This window comes from Flavobacteriales bacterium (assembly GCA_026129465.1).
GTDB lineage: Bacteria > Bacteroidota > Bacteroidia > Flavobacteriales_F > PHOS-HE28 > PHOS-HE28.
Genome location: JAHCIA010000001.1, coordinates 1,188,250 through 1,210,389, shown reverse-complemented (window position 1 = coordinate 1,210,389; position 22,140 = coordinate 1,188,250). Strand labels below are relative to the sequence as shown.

At 58.7% G+C, this 22,140-nt stretch carries 19 protein-coding genes; 5 read left to right on the top strand and 14 right to left on the bottom strand.

The window, feature by feature from the left end; all coding sequences use genetic code 11:
* Positions 1–86: 86 nt before the first annotated feature.
* From KIT10_05185 to KIT10_05160, 6 genes are all read right to left on the bottom strand, one after another.
* Positions 87–875 (bottom strand): CPBP family intramembrane metalloprotease, encoded by a 789-nt coding sequence (locus KIT10_05185; GenBank protein MCW5898644.1) that lies wholly within the window; start codon positions 873–875, stop codon positions 87–89.
* Positions 838–2,154: an imidazolonepropionase gene (hutI, locus tag KIT10_05180; protein ID MCW5898643.1), complete on the bottom strand. Its 1,317-nt coding sequence runs from the start codon at positions 2,152–2,154 to the stop codon at positions 838–840. The genes KIT10_05185 and hutI overlap by 38 nt, the downstream gene beginning before the upstream one ends.
* Before the next feature lie 289 nt (positions 2,155–2,443).
* Positions 2,444–3,166 (bottom strand): hypothetical protein, encoded by a 723-nt coding sequence (locus KIT10_05175; GenBank protein MCW5898642.1) that lies wholly within the window; start codon positions 3,164–3,166, stop codon positions 2,444–2,446.
* Between the two features lie 187 nt (positions 3,167–3,353).
* Positions 3,354–4,619, bottom strand: a complete 1,266-nt coding sequence (locus KIT10_05170; protein MCW5898641.1) for a tyrosine-type recombinase/integrase — start codon at positions 4,617–4,619, stop codon at positions 3,354–3,356.
* A 209-nt stretch (positions 4,620–4,828) separates the two neighbouring features.
* A complete protein-coding gene (locus KIT10_05165) occupies positions 4,829–5,521 on the bottom strand; it encodes a hypothetical protein (protein MCW5898640.1) in 693 nt (230 codons plus the stop codon).
* Positions 5,522–5,620: 99 nt separating this feature from the next.
* The gene (locus KIT10_05160; GenBank protein ID MCW5898639.1) at positions 5,621–5,938 is read right to left on the bottom strand and encodes a hypothetical protein; all 318 of its coding nucleotides are present in this window, start codon (positions 5,936–5,938) and stop codon (positions 5,621–5,623) included.
* 304 nt (positions 5,939–6,242) lie between these two features.
* Between KIT10_05160 and KIT10_05155 the strand changes: the two genes are divergently transcribed.
* Both KIT10_05155 and KIT10_05150 read left to right on the top strand, forming a co-directional pair.
* Entirely contained in the window at positions 6,243–7,628 is a 1,386-nt protein-coding gene (locus tag KIT10_05155; GenBank protein MCW5898638.1) for a DNA cytosine methyltransferase, read from the top strand.
* A complete protein-coding gene (locus KIT10_05150; GenBank protein MCW5898637.1) occupies positions 7,628–8,713 on the top strand; it encodes a hypothetical protein in 1,086 nt (361 codons plus the stop codon). Before KIT10_05155 ends, KIT10_05150 begins: the two co-directional genes overlap by 1 nt.
* 113 nt (positions 8,714–8,826) lie before the next feature.
* Here KIT10_05150 and KIT10_05145 read toward each other — a convergent pair whose 3' ends face one another.
* From KIT10_05145 to KIT10_05110, 8 genes are all read right to left on the bottom strand, one after another.
* On the bottom strand, positions 8,827–9,273 hold the full coding sequence (locus tag KIT10_05145; protein ID MCW5898636.1) for a hypothetical protein: 447 nt from the start codon (positions 9,271–9,273) through the stop codon (positions 8,827–8,829).
* A 1-nt stretch (position 9,274) separates the two neighbouring features.
* Complete coding sequence (locus KIT10_05140) at positions 9,275–9,562, bottom strand: hypothetical protein (protein ID MCW5898635.1); 288 nt, start codon at positions 9,560–9,562, stop codon at positions 9,275–9,277.
* 443 nt (positions 9,563–10,005) lie between these two features.
* A complete protein-coding gene (locus KIT10_05135) occupies positions 10,006–11,115 on the bottom strand; it encodes a tyrosine-type recombinase/integrase (protein MCW5898634.1) in 1,110 nt (369 codons plus the stop codon).
* 84 nt (positions 11,116–11,199) lie between these two features.
* Positions 11,200–11,586: a hypothetical protein gene (locus KIT10_05130; GenBank protein MCW5898633.1), complete on the bottom strand. Its 387-nt coding sequence runs from the start codon at positions 11,584–11,586 to the stop codon at positions 11,200–11,202.
* Between the two features lie 35 nt (positions 11,587–11,621).
* On the bottom strand, positions 11,622–13,256 hold the full coding sequence (locus tag KIT10_05125) for a T9SS type A sorting domain-containing protein (GenBank protein MCW5898632.1): 1,635 nt from the start codon (positions 13,254–13,256) through the stop codon (positions 11,622–11,624).
* Between the two features lie 49 nt (positions 13,257–13,305).
* Positions 13,306–14,268, bottom strand: a complete 963-nt coding sequence (locus KIT10_05120) for a GNAT family N-acetyltransferase (GenBank protein ID MCW5898631.1) — start codon at positions 14,266–14,268, stop codon at positions 13,306–13,308.
* Entirely contained in the window at positions 14,265–15,197 is a 933-nt protein-coding gene (locus KIT10_05115) for a polysaccharide deacetylase family protein (GenBank protein ID MCW5898630.1), read from the bottom strand. The genes KIT10_05120 and KIT10_05115 overlap by 4 nt, the downstream gene beginning before the upstream one ends.
* 5 nt (positions 15,198–15,202) lie before the next feature.
* Positions 15,203–16,213, bottom strand: coding sequence for a glycosyltransferase (locus KIT10_05110; protein ID MCW5898629.1), 1,011 nt, complete (start codon positions 16,211–16,213; stop codon positions 15,203–15,205).
* A 321-nt stretch (positions 16,214–16,534) separates the two neighbouring features.
* On the opposite strand from KIT10_05110, the gene aroC reads away from it, so the two are divergent.
* The 3 genes from aroC to KIT10_05095 all read left to right on the top strand — a co-directional run bounded on the left by aroC (position 16,535) and on the right by KIT10_05095 (position 22,125).
* The gene (gene aroC / locus KIT10_05105; protein ID MCW5898628.1) at positions 16,535–17,575 is read left to right on the top strand and encodes a chorismate synthase; all 1,041 of its coding nucleotides are present in this window, start codon (positions 16,535–16,537) and stop codon (positions 17,573–17,575) included.
* A 215-nt stretch (positions 17,576–17,790) separates the two neighbouring features.
* Complete coding sequence (locus tag KIT10_05100; GenBank protein ID MCW5898627.1) at positions 17,791–19,197, top strand: dicarboxylate/amino acid:cation symporter; 1,407 nt, start codon at positions 17,791–17,793, stop codon at positions 19,195–19,197.
* 96 nt (positions 19,198–19,293) lie between these two features.
* Complete coding sequence (locus tag KIT10_05095) at positions 19,294–22,125, top strand: AsmA family protein (GenBank protein ID MCW5898626.1); 2,832 nt, start codon at positions 19,294–19,296, stop codon at positions 22,123–22,125.
* Positions 22,126–22,140: the final 15 nt, after the last annotated feature.

The following is a 22,140-nucleotide window of genomic DNA, read 5'->3' as shown; positions in this document are numbered from 1 at the left end:
GGCGGGGGCGGTTGGAAGTCGCAGGCCGGGTTGTGGATGTTGCCCACGCCGAGCCATGGGGCCACGCCTGCGATGCCTTACCGGCCCTATGGCCAGAACACGCTCACCGTGTTGTTGGCCACATGCAGCAGCACGGGCACCCAGATGCTGCCGCTGCGGGTGCGTGCATAGCCGAGCACCACGCCCATGGGCAGGATCAGCAGCATCACCGTCCAGCTGTATTGCAGGTGCATCAGCGTGAAGACCCCGGCACTGAGGGCCACGGCGGCGTGCTCCTCGGTGATGTGGCGCAGCGAGCCGAGCAACAGGCCGCGCAGCAGGAATTCCTCGAAGAGCGGCGCCAGCAGGCCCACGCCCAGAAGCAGCAGCATACGATCGCTGTTGGTGGCGATGACGCGCTCCATGAAGTCCGTGTCGAAGGCCGGGCTGAGGTAGGAGAGCCCCTCGATCAGCAGGCCCAGCAATATGAACATGCCGAGCCAGAGGCCGATCTGGCGCAGGCGCGGTGCGCGCAGGCCCAGGAAGTCCGCGGTGCGGGCGCGCTTCCACAGGTACACGGTGCCGAGGATGAAGAGCAGCCCGGCCAGTCCGCTCCAGATCGCTTGCTCGGCCACCAGATCGCCATGGTGGATCAGTTCGTCCATGCGGGCGCGGAAGGCGGCGTCCTGGATCAAGCTCGTGGAGAAACCATCGGGGGCGATATCGGGCGAGAGGCGGAGCACCCCCTGGATGAAGACCGCCGTCTGCACCACCATGAAGCCCATGATGGTGATGGCGAAGAGCGCCACGCCCATGGCGAACTCGAGGCCGGGCGGGCGCAGTGGCGAGGAGGTGGGATCAGGCGAGGGCGTCCCCGGAGCGGAAGGGTTCTCCATCGATGAGCACGGTGTCGATGTGGTCGTTGCCGAAGGCGTAGGGCAGATAGGCCAGCGAAGGTACCGGCCGGGTGATGATCAGGTTCGCGCGCTTGCCCACGGCGATGCTCCCCACCTGATCGGCCAGGTCCATGGCGGCCGCGGCGTTCAGCGTCATGGCGTTGATGGCCTCCTCGGGCAGCATGCGCAATTGGATGCAGGCCAGCGAGAGCACCAGGTTCATGTTGCCGCTGGGCGTGCTGCCGGGGTTGTGGTCGGTGGCCAGTGCCACGGGCAGCCCGCGGTCCAGCAGGTCGCGCGCCGGAGCATAAGGGATCCGCAGGAAGAAGGAACAAGACGGCAACAAGGTCGGGATGGGAAGCATGGGCATTGAAGCGTCGACCCTTTTGGCCGACCAGTCCATCCGCCCCCAGACCCCTGCCAGCGCATCGATGTCCGCCTCCTCCATCACCTCCAGGTGGTCCACACTGCGGGCGCCGTGGCGGATGGCCGCCTGGACGCCGCCGATGCTGGTGAACTGGTTCACATGCACCTTGCCGCGCAGGCCATGCCTGGCGCCAGCCTCCAGCACGGCCTCCATTTCGGCCACGGTGAAGTAGTTCGTCTCGCAGAACACGTCCACGAAGTCGGCCAGGCCCTCGGCCGCCACCTGCGGAATGAGCGTATCGGTGATCAGCTGGATATAGCCCGCGCGATCATCCCGGTATTCGGGCGGCAGCGCGTGGGCCGCCAGCAATGTGGCCTTGATGGGCAGGGGAAGTGTCTCCTTCAGGCGCTGCACCACGCGCAGCATCTTCAGTTCGCTTTCCAGGGAGAGTCCATAGCCGCTCTTGATCTCCACGGCGGTGGTGCCCTGGCGCATCATCTCTTCCAGCCTGGCCTTGCTCTGCGCGAAGAGCATCTCCTCATCCATCGCGCGCAGCTTGCGGGCGCTGTTGAGGATGCCGCCGCCCTTGTCGGCGATCTCCTGGTAGCTGAGGCCGCGGATCTTGTCCACGAACTCCTCCTCGCGTGGGGCGGCGAAGACGGTGTGGGTATGGGGGTCGCACCAGCCGGGGAGCACAAAGCGACCACGCGCATCGATCACCTTGGTGTGGCTGTTCTCCACCTCGGGCGCCTCGCGCATGGGGCCCATGGCGCTGATGATGCCATCCTCGGCCAGCAGCCAGCCGTTCTCTATTAGCGGCAGTCGTGCCATGGCCACACCGCTCAGCAGCCCTGTGCCCGGCGGGTGCGTGCCCACCAGGGCTTTGGCGTTGGTGATGAGCAGGCGGCGCATGGGCCACAAAGAAAGGGTGGCCGACCGAAGGAACGAGGATGGGGCTGGGACCGCACCCTTGATGCGTGGTCCCCGTTAGCCGCAGGCCGACGATAGGAGGCTTGCGGCTAACGTTTTGTGTTTATTTAGTTGCGGGAGTAGGAGGGCTTAAAAATGAAGCGCAGCGGAATGTTAAGACCGACTTGCTCCGCAACTGTCCGCCTACAGCGGACTAAATTAAGAAACCAAAACTTGATAGCCAATACCGAACCCCGCAATTAAATAAACACGGTCTTGCCGGCTGTGTGCTTCATGTCAATAGTCCGTAAATTCTATTTGCTAATTCTCTCCATAAAGTCGTGTCGAACATGTACGCCTCAACTGCATGCTCAATAATAATAAACACTCCAGTATATAATAGAGTCGGGTTCACTTTTCCGTACGTAATTTTGTCCCATATGAAACTTATGATTATCAAACTGTCTGCTAAAACTATTGCAAACCAAATCTCAGGATTGGGTACAGATGGAAATATATGCCTAAAACGGAACCATGCTGGCCACAATAACAATATTGTCGCAAGCAACATCAGTCGTTTATGAGTTGAAGGTTTATGCCTTTTTAGAATTCCAGTTAAAACAAGTGATATAAATATTATTGCAGAGATTATTGTCCCAATTATTGATGAAATGGCTATCTGTCCAAGGCCTTGAGCTAATTCCTTTTCAACCTGATATAGTCCAACGGGTATTAAGGTTAGAGTGACTCCAGTTGCAATTACAAGTCCTAAAAAGCCTAAAAGTCTGTGTTGTCTAACGCTATTATTTCGAACCAATAATGACTGTGTCGTGAAAAGGCAAATCCAACTGAACGCAAAAGCTCCATGTATATAGATAATCAGAGGTGCCTCAAATGTTCCTTTGCCTAATGGAATTAGAAATGTTGTTGAAAAGCCTGTCAATACGGCAAAGAGTCCAATGACACCAATAACTAAAAAGAATTTAGTCTTGTGATTATTTGTCTGTCCAGTCATTCGTGTTGTCAAAATATAATATCAACTCTTTTGTCGTTGCTCATTTTGCACATTGCCGGCAACGGCCCTGCGCTTGCCGCAGGCCGCCTTTCGTGATCTTGTTCCTGGACGAAGTTATCATCCTTCAACGGGAGTTTGCACCGGGACGAGGGCGGCTTGCGGCAAGCGCATGTTGTCGCAAGTTCCGTCACTGTTTATTGAATACTATCGTTAGCAACTCTTCTAGGAACGACATCGCCTTGAAAGATTTCGGCCGATATTGACTTGGATGACCACACTTGTTTCTGAGGTTTAAACACTCGACGAGTGCATCCTTTTCCCCTTTATCCACATGACCAAGACCCTGGAATGCCAATATAAGAGTACTATCCTTTATGTTGGCCAAGTCATCAAGATTAGAAATGGTTGGTGCCTTTTCATAGTGCTTCTGAATGGCTTGAGTCAATGTCACTTTGCCGTGTGAGAAGCACTTTTTACGGATGTTCACGACTGCGGCATTCCAAGCGAATATGATTCCAGCCCGTAGCGAATTTGATTTAATGCAAATCAATGATTCTTGCAGATATTCTCGTTCATCTTTGCTATTCACCAACTGGATTGATTCTTCGAGATGTGCCAAGTTAACGGGGTACTCAAGCTTGGGTTCGTGAAGAATCTTGTCAAGAGGGCTAAAGGATACCTTGTTATTCCCTTTGGCAATGGCTTCGCTGAAAAAGTCTAATGTGTTGGAGCTCTTCAAGCCTAATTCGTGAAGTGTTGTTCTAAGTGGCACCCCCAACTCTTCGAGGTGTACAATGTAGGAGTACTTCAGAACCTTGAATGTTAGCTTTCTCTTTATACCTGCGCGTGCAGCCGTTTGATTGAACATGCGTTGAACTGACCGATCGGAGTATTTGAAGCCTTGCTTATATCCTTCAAATAAATACCTGCTCGGCTCATTCTCTTCGATATGAACATTAAGGATATTTTTGGCTTGATTTGAAAGTATAGAAACCCTCTTCAGTTTGCCGTTCTTGTCTCTAATTTTTAGATTGTCTCTGATAAGGTCAACGTCTGTTAGTCTAAGATGAGTTACTTCAGCCAAGTCAAGACCGGATGAGTACGTCAAGGCGATTACAGCTTTTTGTTTGCTATTTGTTGTCGAATCAATGAGCTTGATAATCTCATCTTGTGAAAGAGATTCGATTCGCAATCGTTTACACTGTGGTCGGTTTATACCGGTGAAATCATAGTCATGCCCCCATAGTCTGTTATAAAGAAGTACTACTGCATGGCATGCTATGTTAATTCCAGATGCCGATGCACGCCCTTTTTTGATGTGATGTTCAATGAAGGCCTTGATCTCTTCGAATGACAGTTTCTTCAGGTCCTTTCTGGGATAATGTTCTTGCAGCTTTACTAACCAAATTTGATAGGCCTCTATTGACTTCTTAGCGAAGTCGAGTCTCTCCATCTCTGATGATAGATATCGCTTAAGTTCCTGTTTACTCTTCATTCAATGCCAGGTATAGGAATTTGCGACAACGTTTTCGGGCTTTGCGTTCGGGCGGGTTTCGGAGCACAAAACTGTCAACCAGCACTGCACTTGAATAGAAGCACAAAACTTCAAGTTTACACGTCACCCCGCCTGACGCAAAACCCTTGTTGGTGGCTGGTGTTCTATTATTCGTCCCAATTTTCGTCAACAGTTCCCGCTTCATCAATTTCCTTATAATATTGTTCCATTTCTGAATCATATTCTTGAATTGTCGTTATGATTTTCTGAACGTAATTTTTCTCTAATTTGAAATATTCACAACTTACTGCTTGGTTTGAATTACATTTTATTTTGAGAAACTTACAAAAAATTGGAACACCAATCGTATCTTCATAATATTGCCAAGAGTTATTTTCTGCGTGATACCGACAAACAAAACAGTTTTTAACCTTTAAATTCTGTTGTGAAAAAGTTGCTACTCCTTTTTTGAAAATATCTGGATAATTGTGTCCAATGTCATTTGATATTTCATACTTCAAAATCCTGTCTTTCTCTGTCACTAACTGATTTTTTATCTGCCTAAGGTTTCTTTGTTTTAATAAACATCTTCCGTCTTTGTCAAGAGTAAAAAAGTTGTAATCTATTTGGCAATTCCCATTGCAAAGCGAAGCATTTATTTCATTTGTCTTGAAATTTTTGAATTTAACTTTTGAGTCGTTTACGCTTAAATACTTTCTTTTTATTGGTTCAAAGTCTTCTTCGTTTTCAATTTCTAACTCAATAATTCTATAATTAGAGTTTAATTTTTGTTCAGTTGATAGGTGTGTAACAGCAATTTCTACAAATACTTTCTCCTTGCCGTTTTTGCTTGTGAGCATTATATCTGCAATAAATGAACCTTCTCTTGTTTCTACTGAAATCTTGTCAAAGAACTGCGTTAGGTCAAATTTAGTCGTAGCCTTTGGTAGTTTACATTTTCAGCCAAGTTCTTTTTCATAGTGATTACAAGTTCTTTTTTGGTATATCTCAATTGTGAATGGTCTATTTGTATTCAAACAATCGGTATAATTATCAAAAAACAGTTGTTTTCCAAGTAAATGCAGATATGTTTCTCCTGAACAGGTTACAACTTTTTTATGTGCAAAATGGTGAACCTTAATTTTTCCAAGTCTAGCAATTAACTCATTCCCACAACCTATGCAGAAGAACTTAGAATTTACTCTGTTCTCTTCGTTTAAGCTGTCAATGTCAATCAGCTTTTCATTCTCGTCTTTTGCATATTGATACTTAATCATTATTTGTATCTGTTGTCATTACACTTGCCACCAACGGATGAGGCTTGCCGCATGTGCGAGGAACGAGCATTGCGGCAAGCCGATGTTGGGTGCCGTCGCGTCTTCCGTATTCGTCCCGCCCATTGCTGCAAGGTAGTGGCTTGCTGTCAGTGGACAAGCGGGACTCAGAACCCGGCCCGGCTGTTCGCATTGGCACTCCATGTTAAGCGCAGTGGGCACCATTGCGCTCAGGGGTTTGTTGGCAACTCAGGTCGATCGTGAATGACGGTCGAAGGTAGGTCGGTAACTTGCAACGCCGTAAGCCATGAAAAAGACTAAGACGACCAAGGGCAATGCTCCTAAGAAGTACAAGGCTATCTCGCTCTTCAGCGGTGCCATGGGCTTGGACCTTGGGATGGAACAGACAGGGCGTTACGACCTGTTGGCATGTGTCGAACTGGAGAAGGCTTTTTGTGATACCATACGCCTGAACCAAGCAGAGGGGCGGCTTGCTGACCACTTGCGGGTCTATGAAGGTGACATTACGAACCTTGACCCGTACCAAGTGATGAAGGATTGCGGAATCAAGCCGGGTGAACTCGACGTGCTTGTGGGCGGACCTCCATGCCAAGCGTTCAGTACGGCGGGAAAACGGCAGTCTGTGCAAGATGCGCGAGGAACGTTGATCTGGCAGTTCCTTCGCTTTGTCGAGGCGATGCAGCCCAAGATGTTCCTGATGGAGAACGTCAGGGGTTTGTTGTCGGCAGCACTGAAGCATCGACCAATAGCACAGCGCCCGGACAAGGGCGGTCCACCGCTGGATATTGACGAAATGCCCGGCTCGGTCGTAAGACTCTTTGCCGAGGACATGCAGCGCATTGCCGCTGGGTATCACATGGACATATTCGAGGTCAACTCCGTCAACTACGGCGCACCGCAAATACGGGAACGCGCTCTGTTCATCGGCAATAGGTACAACGCGGTCGTTGACTTCCCGGACCCAACGCATGGGCCGGTAGCCGAACAGAAGAAGAGGCCATTGGGGTTGTTCGATGAAGAGCCCAACCCCCTGCTACCCTGGCGCACACTTCGAGATGCGATTGGACACCTTGCCGAACCAGGCCCCGTTGGCATGGACTTCAGCCCGCGCAAGAAGCAAATCCTTTCAATGGTGCCGGAAGGGTCGAACTGGCGAAGCCTACCGGAAGAGTTGCAGAAGGAAAGCATGGGCCGAACTTGGTTTGCGAAGGGCGGTCGTTCAGGTTGGTGGAGAAGACTGACATTCGACCTACCATGCCCCACGCTCTTGACCATGCCAAACCACGCCGGAACCTCTCTGTGCCACCCGGTTGAAACAAGGGCGCTCTCCATCAAGGAATACGTACTCGTCCAAGAGTTTCCTGAAGATTGGAAGATCGCGGGTACCCCGAGCCAACAGTACAAGCAAGTTGGAAACGCAGTGCCAACCCGATTGGGATTTGTTGCTGGTGGTGTTATCGCCAAACAGCTTGATGAATTGGCTGGGCGCAATTGGAAACCGCTAGACAAAAAGCCAGAGGGTTATCGGGTCATCTACGTGCAGTCCCATGTGCGCACAAGGCAGTGGTACAAGGACGGCAAGATCATGGTCTGGGAAGACGGAGACACGAATGGAGACTGCACCTATGAACCACCACAGACCTTGAGAAAGGTGAAAGAGCTTGTAGCGTAATGGCGAAGCGTAACAACGAGCTTTCTGCGCTGCTCAAATCGCGCAGGCACAGGTTTGATGCGAAGCGCATCGTCGAGGGCTTCAAGCTGGTGGACGAGGACCGAGTGCTGGCCTTGGCGAAGGGGTTGGCAAGCTACATTGTCACGAACATGCCAGCCGCCTTCAATAGAAGGAATGGCGTGGCCGACTATCGGACCAACCCATACGTGTTGCTGACCTCTGCAAGTGTCATGAAACTGGGCGATCCGGCCAAGTTCGCGGAGTTCCTATTCAACAGCAAGACATACATGGCGTTGGAAACTTCCTTCGGGAAGTCGATTGAGGCAACGTTTGTTGGGCAGTACCCGATTGGCTCAAAGAGCCGATGGGCTGAGGCCCCGGAGAAGACTGCCGAGTTCGCTTCCTATGCAGGATTGTCGAGAGATGAACGAGCCCAGCAAAGGCTGGATTCTGTCTGGCGCGAAATAGACAAGGCTTGCGTTGTCGGCGATCGGCGCTATCTGACGACCATCAAGAGCGGCCCCAATACCATCAACGACACACAGGTGCAAGGCATGACCCGCGCCATCGTTGACAACCACCCGCAATGGCTTGCACAAACACGCAACAATTACCCAGGCGTCAACGGGATTGATGTTGTTGTCGGTCTGACCTATGGAACCGACAAGACGACCAACAACAAGGACAACCAGATACTCGTCAAGTTGCTCAGCGCTGGGTTCGAGGAAGAAAACAGGGCTGAGCGGCCCGGAGTATTAATCGACAGCGCTACCCGAAGCGTACGAATATACCGGCGCGTTGGTATGGACTTCTGGTCTTTCATCGGAAGGCCCGATAATCCAAGTGCCGCGCACTTCGTCTACTTGGAGATACTGCTTGCCTTGGCCAAGGCGCTTGCGGACAGCATCGAAGAGGCTGACATGGAGACGCAGATCAATATCAAGCTCCAACAGTTAGCTACTGCCCTTGCAGGATTGCGGTTCCCTCGCCATGCCCTACCCGATTGGATACGCGAGGACTTCACACAGGAGCAATTATTCTGGTTCGCAACCGCGATGACCGCATTCTTCGACGAGGGCATATGAGCTACATGCACCCACGCCACCGGATGCTTCTTGACCTGCTCAAAGGTCTTTGGTGGCTGGTGTCCGGCAAGTGGTGGCGCAACCGCCAACGCTGGCGCACCAAGTACTAACCCTTATTGTACTTTCCCGTCAGTGCGGGTCACAGTTACTGAGCCAACAGGAATGGTCCGTTGCTGAGAAACCGGGCCTTGAATAGCAGCCGACAAGTCAACCACAGGATTAGGCGGCAACATAGTGCCAGTGGATACGGCGATTTCCTCGAACTCGGAAAATGGAATGGAAAATTTCTGTGCGAATATTTCGGTCTCGGTCCTGTTGTAGACCTTTTTCTTTTCGATGGCATATGCATAGTGCCCGGGCTTAATCCAAATCTGGAAGTCCCGGTCAATGATGCTTTCCTTATGTACCATGACATCGAGTTCAGCATACGCCTCCACCTGGATGTAGATGCGTTGAAAGGCCACGTACTCGAAGGGGTGCGCCTCGCGCAACCCCTTCAAGGAACGTTGGTAGTAGCCATGGCGGGTCAACACCGCGTCGAGTGATTCTTGTCGCAGCATGTCAGGCAGCGCATTCTTCGAGCTTGTTGGACAGGCGCTCCATTTCGATTCGGGCCGCAGCGATGCGTTCCTTGATGGCCTCCATGTCAACAGGATTATGCTTGATCTCGCAGTAAGAATTGGCCACCATGATGGCAGGCAGCACCTTCAAGAACTTTGCCTTGGCCTCTTTAAAGGTTGCACCCGTTACAATAGGCCCCCAAGGCTGATCCTCAATGAAAAGGGTCACCTCGTTGGTAGCGGGATCGACCCGCTTCCCGATGGTTGCGTGGATGGTCGTTTCGCTCATGGTCGTAGTGGGTTGCTCACGGTGCAAAGATATGGGTCAGTTCAATGGTCTGAGCCGCTGGGCTGTTCGGTGTCAACGGAGAGGTAATCGTCGTTATTGGTCGGCCTTCAGCCGCCTTCTTCAAGTCCTTTCCGGCGGAGCCGGTTCTTCTTCTGCAGTCCTCCGAAGTTCTCCGGGCGGCATTGGCTGCCGCCCTTTTTTGGGTTCTCAGCCGGGCCGGGTTCTGTCTTTCAGTCGAGCGTGGGCCTTGGTAGCGTTGGCGTATTTTCGTGCGTGGGCTTTGCGCGTTGGCTTTTTCGCGATGGCACCCAACTAGTTGCTATCGCAAGATCTTGTGTTATCAGCCTTATCGCAGTGTGGTGCTTGGGCTTGGGAAGTGGCTGTGGACCAAGGGCATGTAAATGCGCCACCGGCCCGATCTTGTGATATTTGCTGGCCTGGGTTCATAGCCGGTCCAATGGGCTGGTGATGCGGCCCAGGGTGCGGGGGGTGACGTGGGTGTACACTTCGGTGGTCTTTACACTGCTGTGGCCCAGCAACGCTCCAATGTAGCGGATGTCGGTGCCGTGTTCCAAAAGATGCGTGGCAAAGCTGTGGCGCAGGCAGTGCAGGGTGAGCTTGCGCGCGATGCCGGCCTTGGCCAATGCGGTCCGGAATACCTGCCGCAGACTTTCCGCCGTGTAGGGCCCGCCATCCTGCCCCTCGAACAACATGCGCCTGGGCTGCCATTGGACCAGGTAGGCATCAACGGCCGCCAGAGCCTTGGGCGACAAAAGCGTGTAGCGGTCCTTGTTCCCTTTGCTTTGGTGGACGCGCAGCAGCATGCGGTCCCGGTCCAGGTCGTGCGGCCGCAGCGCAAGGAGTTCGCCGCTGCGCAGTCCGGCCGAATAGATGAGCAGCAGCATGGCCTTGTGCTTGATGTTCATGGGCACATCCAGCAGCCTTTTCACCTCGGCTTCACTCATCACATTGGGCAGCCGCTTTTCGCCGCGAGGCCGGTCGATCCGATAGCTGCGCCGCGATCCCCCCAGCACCTTCTCGTAGTGGAACTTGATGGCGTTCACCGCCTGGTTCTGGTGGCTCACGCTCACCTTCCGGGCCGCCAGGTGGTCCATGTAGGCATGGATCTCCGCCTGGCCCATCTGTTCCAGGTCCCTGCCGGAATGGAAAGCCATGAATTGCCGAAGGTGATCGGTGTAGACCCGGATGGTGTTGGGGCTGTAGCGCATGCGCTCCAACTTCCGCAGGAAGGCCTCCGGTACCATGGGCGGCGGGGCGGCCGGTATGGGCTTGGGCTTCGCTTGATGGGAATTGTTCCTCAACGCGCTGTAGTCCACCCAGGCTCGGCCCTTGTAAGCGGCGAAGACGGTCTTGAGCGTATCGCTGCCATTGGGAACATGCCAGACCTTCCTGGTGTTGCTCCAACGGGCGCCCAGCTCCTTGGCCACGGTGATCAACTCCACATCGTAAGGAAAGCGCAAGGCGATGCGGCGTTCCTTTTCATGGACGATGGCCTCCAGGACCACGTTGCGCTTGCGGTTGTCGGTTTCCATGTCGATCGCGGAGCTACAAAATACGGATCGGCGTGATCCGGGCATGTAGCCCACCGAGCACTTGTGGCCAACCATCGTGCTACCTCACTCCACCACGATCACTTCCGGCCCGCTCACTTTGTCCACGTGGCAGCAGTCGTGACGGATGCGGAAGAGCGCCTGGGCCTTGCGCGCGCCGCCCAGGAATCCCTCGAAGCGGAAGTCGCGGCCTTTGGTGTCGGTGAAGGACATGTGGTTGTCGGTGAGCACGGCGTACCAACTGCCGGCTGGGAAGGGTTCGGGGCCGCTGGAACGCAGGACCACGGCGCCGTGCGCGAGGTGGATGGTGCGCGTGCTGTCCAGGACCACGGGGGCGCCTGCGGTGTCGGTCACTTGCACACCCACGGAGCGGAAGTCCATGGTGCAGATGATGTCCTTGGGGCAATCACCTGGCTTGTCATAGCGGCAGGCGATCAATACGACGACCGCCATCAGGAGCAGCGAAGGTTTCGTGATGCACATGCCGCTTACCATTTCACAACGCGATGGGTCTCCTTCGCAATACCCTTGATCAGGTCCACCAGGTACACCCCGGCGGGCAGGTGGGAGAGGTCCACCACGTTCACCGGACCCATGCGCTCCCACACGGTGCGGCCGGTCAGGTCGTGCACCACGATGCCGGTGATGACCTCCTCCTGGGCGGGTACATGCAGCTGACCAGCCGTGGGGTTGGGGAAGGGCGCGGCCGCGTTGCCCGCCTCCACGGCCTCGATCGCCGTGCTCAGATCGCCGTAGGTGAGGTCCAGTACGGGCGCGAGCTCGGGATCGTCGGCGCCGGTGAAGGTGATGAGGCCATTGGGCGCACCGGGCGCTTGGATCAGGAACTGCACCGTGGTGCCGTTGGTGATGTGTGGGAGCAGGCTCTGCGGCAGCTCAAGCCTTGTCCAGTGGCCGTTGCCCGCATTGCTGCCGAAGCGGCAGGGGGCACCGCTGGCGTCGGCCGTGGCCCAATAGTCCACCGGCTCCACCGCCGCCGAGCCACCGAAATGGCCGCTGCGCACCTTCACGTTCAAGGTCACCGCCAAGGGGTCGCTTCCGCTGAGCGCCTCGCGCCGCAGGAAGATGCTCGCGCCCTGTAGGGGCTGGCCCAGCGCCGCACCCACCGGGAAGCTGAGGAGCGTGGCGAAGTGCTCGCCGCTCTGTGAACCCACTTTGAAATCGGGCAACACCGTCCCCATGTTCGACACCGTTCCGCCCACATTGCCCGGCATGGCCACGGATACCTGGTCGTTCATCAGGAACTTCTGGTAGAATTTCCGGGCGTGTTGCTCGATCATGTGGCGGTAGCCCGTGGCCGAAAGGTGGAAGCAGTCCAGCGTGAGACCGTAGTTGCGCATGCTGCTCTTCGGTGAGGGGTAGTCCACGAAGCCATGCGGCAGCGGCGCGGTGAGGGGTGGATAGCTGCCACCCGGCGGCACGCCCAGCGGCGCGTTCTGTCCGTAAGCGTATTGCATCAGCCCGGTGGCGTCCACATGGTCCACGCGCGGGTCGGTGGCGCAATAGGCGATCACCTCGGCGGTGAATTCATTGAGGATGACGTTGAGTTGCTCGAAGGTGGGGAAGCCCATGCCGGACCACAGCCCATAGAAGGGGTGCAGCGTCTGCAGGAAACCGAGGTCCTCGATCACTTCCTGGAAGTTCGGGTACATGTAGCCGCTCCACAGGATGTGGATGTCCGGCCGCATGTCCTTGATCAGCGTGATCACGGTGAGCAGACGGTCGTACACGGCGGCTTTGAGTGAATCGGTCTGGGCCGGCGTGAAGCTCGTGTGCCAGTCGCCGAGCACATCGTTGCCGCCGAGGCTCAGGTGCACCACGCGCAGGTCGGGGTCGGCATCCAGCCGCGCCTGGATCTCGGCGAGTTTGCCGGGTTGGAGGAAGTCGTCCGTCTCGGCGCCGTTCTCGGCCAGGGTAAGGTTGGTGTAGTAGCGGTAGTTGGAATGACCCCACTTGTTCAGCACCTCGTTGATCGTCTGGTCCACGCCCATGAAAAAGGCCCAGCTATCGCCCACCAGCAGCACGCGTGTGCGGGTGGACTCCACGCATTGCGCATGCGTGTGGAAGCCGTGCAGGACCAGGAGGACGAGGATCAGCGGCCGCATGGGATGATGCAGCCGAAGGTAGAACGCGGATGCGATGGCCGCAACGGCCTTAGAAGGTGTCGATGTCGCCGCCTGTGAACAGGAGCGGCTCATCCACGTGGCAGGGCGACCCGGGCAGCGGTTTCACGATGAGACCGCCTGCCTGCACACTTTGGTCAGCAGGTATCGCGGACAACAGGGGAGCCGCGATCGCATCCGCCGTGGTGGTGATCTCCAGCACATCCACGCCGAGCGTTCTGCACAGGGCGATCAGCTCGTGCAGCAGCGCCACATGGTCCCGGCCGAAGAGGTCGCCGATGCGCGCGGTGTTGCCCTGCACGGCGATCCAGGCATGCCCCGAAGGGAGCCGGACCACCCGCGATCCAAGCGTGCATTTGTACCGCAGGTATTCTGGAGCCCGTTCGCTGTGCCAGCCCTCAGTGCGTGCCACGAGCGACTGGTCCAGGGCGACCGCACCATGAGCGTCATGCGGTACGGTCACCGCGTTCCACCGGGTGGCCATGCTCCGCGCGAAAGTCTTTCGTGAGAGCTTCCTGCACAGGCGCATGGTCATGGGCACCTGCGTGAGCCAGCGGTGGATCGTCAGGTCGGCCACGTGGGTCCAGCCCATGTCCACCAGGCCGATGAAGCTGCCGCGCTGCTGCTGCGCGAAACCGATCAGGGTCCGGATGCCATGGGCCTCACATTTCGCTTCAGCGGCCATGGCCAGTGCGCGGAATAGTCCTGAGCGGCGGGTCTCCGGCAGTGTGGCGGCATCACCGGCCTGCGCGGCGAGCGATCGGGTGTCACCCTTTCGGAGCCACTGCGGATAGATGCCGTACCAGGCCACGGGCCGCCCATCTTCCGTGACCGCCAGGTGGGCCACCGTGGCCTGTCCGGTGTGTCCGGTGTTCCACTTCCGCCTGAAGTATTCCGCATCCGCGGGCTTGTCATAGGCCGCTTGGAACACCTGGCGGAAGGCTTCCAGATCGCCGATGCCGCAGGGCCGGATGTCGTAGGAGGCGTGCTTCATCGCGTGGACCGTCCGATCAGCAGTTGCCGGCATTGCGCGTCGATATCGAAGTAGCCGCTGAGGTTGTTGCGGGGCATGCGCATGGCGGCGACTTCATTGGACCCGCCCGGCATCACGCGGCCTTGCTCATAGGTGTGGCCCACACGGTGCCCCACTTCATGCGCCAGCAGGGCCACGCGTTCGTCCCAATGGCCATAGGGATAGGCGAGCGAAACAGGCTTACGGCCGGTGATCGCGGTGAGGTCGCCCCAAGCCTGGCGCAACGATCCGCGGATCTCCTCATCGCTGTACATCGGCAGCGCAAGATGATGATGCGTGTGCGATCCGATGTGCACCTCCGGCGCCTGGGCGAAAGCGCGCAACTCGTCCACCGTCATGGGCCGGTCCTGGTCGCCCATGGGTGTGAGCGCCGCGGCGCCGAACTCCTCCGCGATCTGACGCTCCTGTTCCTCATGCCGCAAGGCCTTCCAAGCGCGGATGCGCCGCATGGCCGGCTCGTGCGACACATGCTTCGCGCGCAGCTCGCGATAGACAGCGTCCCACCAGAACGCTTGCTGAAGCTTCACATGGTCCGTGCTGATGTGGAAGGTGGCCTTGGCGCGGTACTTCGCCAACGCATCGACGGCCAGCAGGTTGTTGCGGTAGCCATCGTCGAAGGTGATCATCACGTGTACACGTCCCGGGTCGAGGTCGCCGCGCACCAGATCGTCCGCATCGATGAAGGCCATGCCGCGCGCCTGGTGCCAGCGCAGGAATTCCTCGAATTGGGCCACGGTGATGCCTTCGTTCACCGTGCCGTTCATGGGCAGCACGTCGGCGCGCGATGGGTAGAGCTTGTGCAACAGCCAGGGCAGCACCAGGGGCCGTTCACGAAAGACCTTGGCGTGGACCTCGGTGGCCCAATGGCCTATCCGGCGAAGCGGTGCCATGGCCATCAGCGGTAGAAATTCTTCGCGTAGGCGTGGAACTCGGGCCGGCCCAGGATGATCCTGCGCCACACGCCGCGCAGGAAGCCGGTGCCGTAGCCGAAGAGCTGCACATGCCCGGCGACCATCGCCAGCATACCCACCAGAACGTTCCTTGTCCGCAGGCTGGCATCGATCAGGAGCGCCAGGGCGAAGAGCGCGTTCGGCAGCAGCCACCACGGTGAACAACGGATCGCCCACGTGGCCATCGCCAGGGATCCCAGGGTGAACAAGGCCGGCAAGGTGTGCACGGCCTTCAGGGATCCCGGGTGCCGCTTGTGGAGGTTGATGCGCGCGATGCCCGAGTTGTGCACCTGCTTGAAGAAGCGGCGCAGATCTGTTCGGCGGCGGTGGTACACGTACGCATCCGGGTAGAGGGACGTGCGCAGGCCCGCCCTCAGGATGCGGATGCTCAGATCGATGTCCTCGCCGAAGCGCATGGGCGAAAAGCCCCGCAGTTCGCTGAAAACCTCGCGCTTGACACCCATGTTGAAGCTGCGCGGATGGAACTGCTCCATGCTGCGACGCCCGCCCCGGATGCCGCCGGTGGTGAGGAAGGAGGTCATCGCATGGTCGATGGCCTTCTGCAATGGCGTGGACGCTTCGTCGGCGCGGTCGGGTCCGCCGAAGGCGTCAGCGGGGTCCGCGGCGATGGAGGTGCGCATGGCGGCGATGTAGCCCGGCGGCAGCACGCAGTCCGAATCGAGGAAGAGCACATGGCTGCCGGTGCTGCGCGCGAAGCCATCGTTGCGGCTGGGGCCTGGGCCGCTGTTGGGCTTGCTGTGGTAGATCAAGGGCAGGCGATCGCGGTAGCGGGCCACCACTTCATCCGCCGGGCGTTGCGAACCGTCCTCCACGATGATCACCTCGTGCGGTGCTTCGGTCTGGGCGCAAAGGCTGGCCAGCAGTTCGTCCACTTCATCGGGCCGGTCGAACACGGGCACCACGATGGACAGGGTGATGGGGGAAGCCTCGGCCATGTGCCGCGAAGCTATGGGCCTGCCCGGTCCCGCACTTGGTGGCCCAGGCTGCGGCGGCCGGGGTCTGACCGGCCTTGGAACTACGAAGCCCGCATGCCGATCGGCACGCGGGCTTTCCCTTGTAGACTCCCTACACGGCGGTCTCGGGTAGACCTTCCGCTGCTCCCGTAGGGTCGTTTTGTAGGTGATGGTCCGGTACGACCTCGACCAGCGGGTCAAAGCTGAGGTGGCCACGCCGTCCTCACCATACCCGGTTCCGGGTATTTTTCAAGGGAGAAGCTCCATGGGCCAGGGCTACTTTCGTGCGCCCATCCACGCACCATGCCCGGCAACACCTTCGGCCAGCTTTTCCGCCTCACCACCTTCGGTGAAAGCCACGGGGCCGCCATCGGTGGGGTGGTGGATGGCTGCCCCGCCGGGCTGGCGTTGGATCTGGCCGCCATCCAGCAGGAACTGGACCGCCGCCGCCCGGGCAGTACACCGCTGGGCACCGCGCGGAACGAGGGGGATGTGGTGGAGTTCCTCAGTGGCATCCTGGGGGGCACCACCCTCGGTACGCCCATCGGCTTCTTCATCCGCAACGGCGACGCGCGGAGCGGCGATTACGACCACCTCAAGAGCGTGTACCGCCCCGGCCATGCCGACCGGACCTGGCAGGAGAAGTACGGGATCCGTGACCACCGCGGTGGCGGCCGCAGCAGCGCGCGCACCACGGCGGCCTGTGTGGTGGGCGGCGCCATCGCCCGGCAACTGCTGGCGCGGCAGGGCGTGCAGGTGCGGGCCTATGTGGGCCAGGTGGGGGAGGTGGTGTTGGATATTCCGGCGGAGAAGTTGTCGTTCGATGCGCTTTGGAACGATTCCGTTCGCTGTCCCGATCCCGCCACAGCACGGCGCATGGCCGAGCTCATCGAGCAGGTACGGGCCAAAGGGGATTCCGTCGGCGGTGTGGTGGCCTGCATCATCACCGGTGTGCCCACGGGCCTCGGTGAACCGGTCTTCGACAAGCTGGACGCCGATCTGGCCAGGGCCATGCTCTCGATCAACGCCACCAAGGGATTCCAGTTGGGCAGTGGCTTCGGGGCGGCGGCGATGCGGGCCTCGCTGCACAATACGTTGTCGTCCGGCGGCACCCTGGGCGGCATCAGCGACGGAACGCCCATCACCTTCGAGGTCGCCTTCAAGCCCACGGCCACCATCGCCCGACCCCAGCGCACCGTGAACACAGCAGGGGAGGAAGTGACTTTGGAAGCCAAGGGCCGCCACGATCCCTGCGTGGTGCCCCGCGCCGTGCCCATCGTGGAGGCCATGGCCTGCCTGGTGCTGGCGGACCACCTGCTGCGGCAGCGCGTGGCGCGGGTTTAGGGGGAACGGGGCCGCTGGGTTTTTCACCACAGAGGCACAGCGGGCACGGAGAGGAATGGCCATGCCGCACCGGACGGGGCTCCAAAGCGTTTCGTTGTGAGCATCGCGGGATGTTGAAAGGCTTGTGAACGGGGGCTCTGTGTTCTCTGTGCATCTGTGGTTCCTGCATTTCTCCTTCGCGGTTCCCGCTCCCTTCCGCAACTTGCACCGCCGCCATGAAGCTTCCCCTCCACACCCGCATCCTCATCGGCCTCTTCGCCGGTGTGGGCTATGCCATCCTCAGCAGCTTCCTGGGCTGGAGCGCCTTCAACCTGGCGTGGATCGATCCCTTCGGCACCATCTTCATCAACCTGCTGAAGCTGATCGCCGTGCCGCTGGTGCTCTTCAGCATCATCAGCGGCGTGGCCGGCATGGGCGAGGTGGCCAAACTGGGCCGGTTGGGCGTGCGCACGCTGGCCATCTACCTCGCCACCACGGTCATCGCCGTGGCCATCGGTCTGGTGGCCGTGAACCTGTTGAAGCCCGGCACCTGGGGCGATGATGGGAAACGTGTGGCCAACCGCATCAGCTACGAGTTGTGGGTGCAGGAAACGCCGGATGTGCCCAAGCCCCTCGACGGCAAGTGCCTGAGTTGTGACCCCAGGCACTTCGCCTTGCGCGACAGCATCGCCACGGCGCGTGGCAACATGGAGCCGAACGACTGGGCCAAGGCAGGCGAAGCGGTGAAGACGAAGACACAGGGGCCGCTGCAATTCCTGGTGGACATCGTGCCCAGCAACATCATCCTCTCCATCAGCGGCATGCTCATGCTGCAGGTGATCTTCTTCGCTATCTTCTTCGGCATCACCCTGCTGCTGGTGCCACGCGACAAGGCCGCGCCGGTGGCCGCCTTCATGGACGGCTGCAACGAGGTGTTCATGAAGATGGTGGAACTGGTGATGAAGGCCGCGCCCTTCTTCGTGTTCTGCCTCATGACCGGCGTGGTGGCGAAGATGGCCGGCGACGATCCCGGTGCCGTGGCGGAACTGTTCAAAGGACTGGCGGGCTACATGCTCACCGTGGTGATCGGCCTGGCGCTGGTGGTCTTCGTGGTCTATCCCACCTTGATGACCGCCCTCATGCGCCGCAACGTCTTCCGCCGCTTCCTAAGAGCCATGAGCCCCGCCCAGTTGCTCGCCTTCAGCACCAGCAGCAGCGCCGCCACCCTGCCGGCCACCCTCAAATGCGTGGAGGAGAACATCGGGGTGAGCAAGCCCACCGCCAGCTTCGTGCTGCCCATCGGTGCCACGGTGAACATGGATGGCACCAGCCTGCTGCAGGCCGTGGCCGTGGTCTTCCTGGCCCAGTTGCACATGGTGGACCTCACCCTGGGGCAGCAGCTCACCATCGTGCTCACCGCCACCCTCGCCAGCATCGGCGCGGCGGCCATCCCCAGCGCGGGCCTCATGCTGCTGGTGGTGGTGCTCTCCAGCCTGGGCCTCGATCCCGCCTGGGTGGCCATCGTCTTCACCGTGGACCGCCCGCTGGACATGTTCCGCACCGTGGTGAATGTCACCGGTGACGCCACTGTGGCCAGCGTGGTGGCGCATGCCGAAGGTGAACGGCTGTTCGGTGAAGGTTGAACGGGTGGAGCTTGGTACAGGGAACGATCTTTGTACACCGATCGCGTTCCGCAGGGACGACCTTCAAAGTCCAACATCCAACCACCTCAACCACCCATGAAGAAGTGGATCAAACGCATCCTGCTCACCCTGGTCATCCTCTTTGTGCTGCTGCTGGCCGCGGCGGTGATCCTGCCGATCATCTACAAGGACAAGATCGAGGCGGCGGTGAAGGAGCAGGTGAACAAGAACGTCAACGCCGAGGTCGACTGGGGCCCATGGGACATCAGCCTGTTGCGCAGCTTCCCCAACATCAGTGTGGAGGTGAACGACATCCGGGTGAGCAACAAGGCGCCTTTCGAGGGGGTCGACCTGGCCCGTATCGGCACCTTCAGCGCCACGGTGAACTTCTGGGTCCTCTTCGGTGAGAAGCTCAAGCTCAAGCGCATCGCTATCGACCGGCCGTATGTGCACGTGAAGGTCCTGGCCGATGGCGGCGCCAACTACGACATCGCCCTGCCGGACACAGCCGCCACGGCCGAGGTGGACACCTCGGCCACCGCCTTCGACATCGCCCTGCAGGAGTACACCATCACCAACGGCCACGTGATCTACGATGATGCCACGCTGCCCTTCCTGCTGGAACTCGGCGGGCTGCAGCACCAGGGCAGCGGCGATTTCACGCAGGACCTCTTCACGCTGCGCACCACCACCACGGCCGACACCGTGAATGTGGTCTTCGACGGCATCACCTATCTGAAGCGGGCCAAGGCCGACATCAAGGCCGACCTGGAGATGGACCTCGCCAACATGAAGTTCACCTTCCAGGACAACGAGGCCACCATCAACCAGCTGGTGCTCGGCTTCGATGGCTGGCTGGCCATGCCGGCGGACGACATCGACATGGACCTGACCTGGAGCGCGAAGAAGACCGACTTCGCCACGCTGCTTTCCCTGGTGCCCGCCGAGTTCACCAGTGATCTCAGCGGTGTGAGCATGAGCGGCAAGGCGGCCTTCAGCGGTCACGTGAAGGGCACCTACAACGAGAACAGCCTGCCCGGCTTCGGCCTGCTGATGGACGTGGACAACGCGCGTTTCAAGTATCCTGACCTGCCCGCCGCCGTGGAGAACATCTTCGTGGACCTGAAGCTCAACAGCCCCGGCGGTGCCGACATGGACGGCCTGGTGGTGGACCTGAAGCGCTTCGCCATGACCATGGCCGGCAATCCGGTGGAAGCCCGGATGCATCTGACCACACCCATCAGCGACCCCAACGTGGACGCCGAACTGAAGGCCGCCCTGGACCTCGCCAGCTTGAAGCAGGTGGTGCCCATGGAGGAGGACCTCAAGGGGCGCTTCAACGCCGACGTTCGCATGAAGGGACGCATCAGTGACGTGGAGGCGCAGCGTTACGAGAAGTTCACCGCCGAGGGCTTCATGCGCCTGCAGGACCTGGTGTACAAGAGCGACTCGCTGCCCTACGATGTGGGCGTCAACGACCTGCGCTTCGACTTCAGCCCGCGCTTCCTCGCGATGAGCAACTTCAACGGCAGCGTGGCCAGCAGCGCCATCCAGGCCAAGGGCCGGCTGGACAACTACCTGCAATGGTGGCTGCGCGACAGCATCCTCACCGGCAATTTCGACCTCGCCGCCAACAAGTTCGACCTGAATGAGTTGATGGGCCCTTCGTCGCCGGAGAGCACCACCGCCGCCGAAGCGGATACCAGCAAAATGTCCGTGATCGAAGTGCCCGGCAACATCGACTTCACACTCACCACGCGCATCGGTGAAGTGATCTACGACAACCTCGATCTCACCAATGTGCGCGGTGCGTTGCGCGTGCACGATCAGCGCGTGGACCTGAAGGACGTCTTCTTCAACCTCTTCGATGGCAGCGTGGCCATGGCCGGTGGCTACGAGACGAAAGACCCCAAGGCGCCGCGGATCGACCTGCGCTACGACGTGAAGGACCTCGACATCGAGAAGACCGTCAAGTACGTGGACATGGTGCAGAAGATGGCGCCCATCGCCAAGACCTGCAAGGGCAGGTTCAGCACCGACCTGAACATGAAGGCCACCTTGAACGAGCACATGGAGCCGGACCTCCACACGCTCACGGGCAAGGGCACCCTGCGCACCCGCAACGTTCAGGTGGACGGATTCCAGCCGCTGGTGGACATCGCCAAGGCGTTGAAGATCCAGGAGATCCAGAACACCACCTTGCAGGACGTGCTCTTCACCTACGAGTTCCGCGACGGCAAGATGATCACCGACCCCTTCGACGTGAAGATCGACCGCATCGCCGCGCGGGTGGGCGGCAGCACCGCCTTCGTGGACCACACCATCGACTACGACATGACCGCCAAGGTGCCCACCGCCATGTTCGGAGCGGCGGCGGCCCAGACCGTGGGCGGCCTGCTGGGCGAAGCGAACCGCTTCCTGGGCACAGGCATGAAGGTGCCCGACAACCTGGATGTGACCATCAAGATGACCGGCACCATCGACAAGCCCGTGGTGAAGCCCGTTTTCGCAGGTGGAACCACCAGCGTGAAGGAGGTGATCAAGGAGGAGATCAAGGAGCAGATCAACATCCAGATCGACAAGGCCAAGGAGGAGCTTATCGCGAACGCGAAGGCCGAGCGGGACAGGCTCATCGCGGAGGCGCAGGCACAGTCCGACAAGCTCAAGGCCGACGCCCGCCGCGAAGCCGCCAACATGAAAGCGCAGGCCTACAAGGCCGCCGACGACGAACTGGCCAAGGTGTCCAATCCCCTGGCCAAGGCCGCCGCCAAGCTGGTGGCCGACAAGGCCAAGCAGGAGGCGGACAGGAAGGAGCAACAGGCCGTGGCCGAAGCCGACAAGCGTGCCGATGGCATCGTGGACGCGGCGCGCAAGCAGGGCGATGAACTGGTGCGCAAGGCGGAGGAGAAGGACGCGTCGGTCAAATAGGTCCGCCTGGATGCA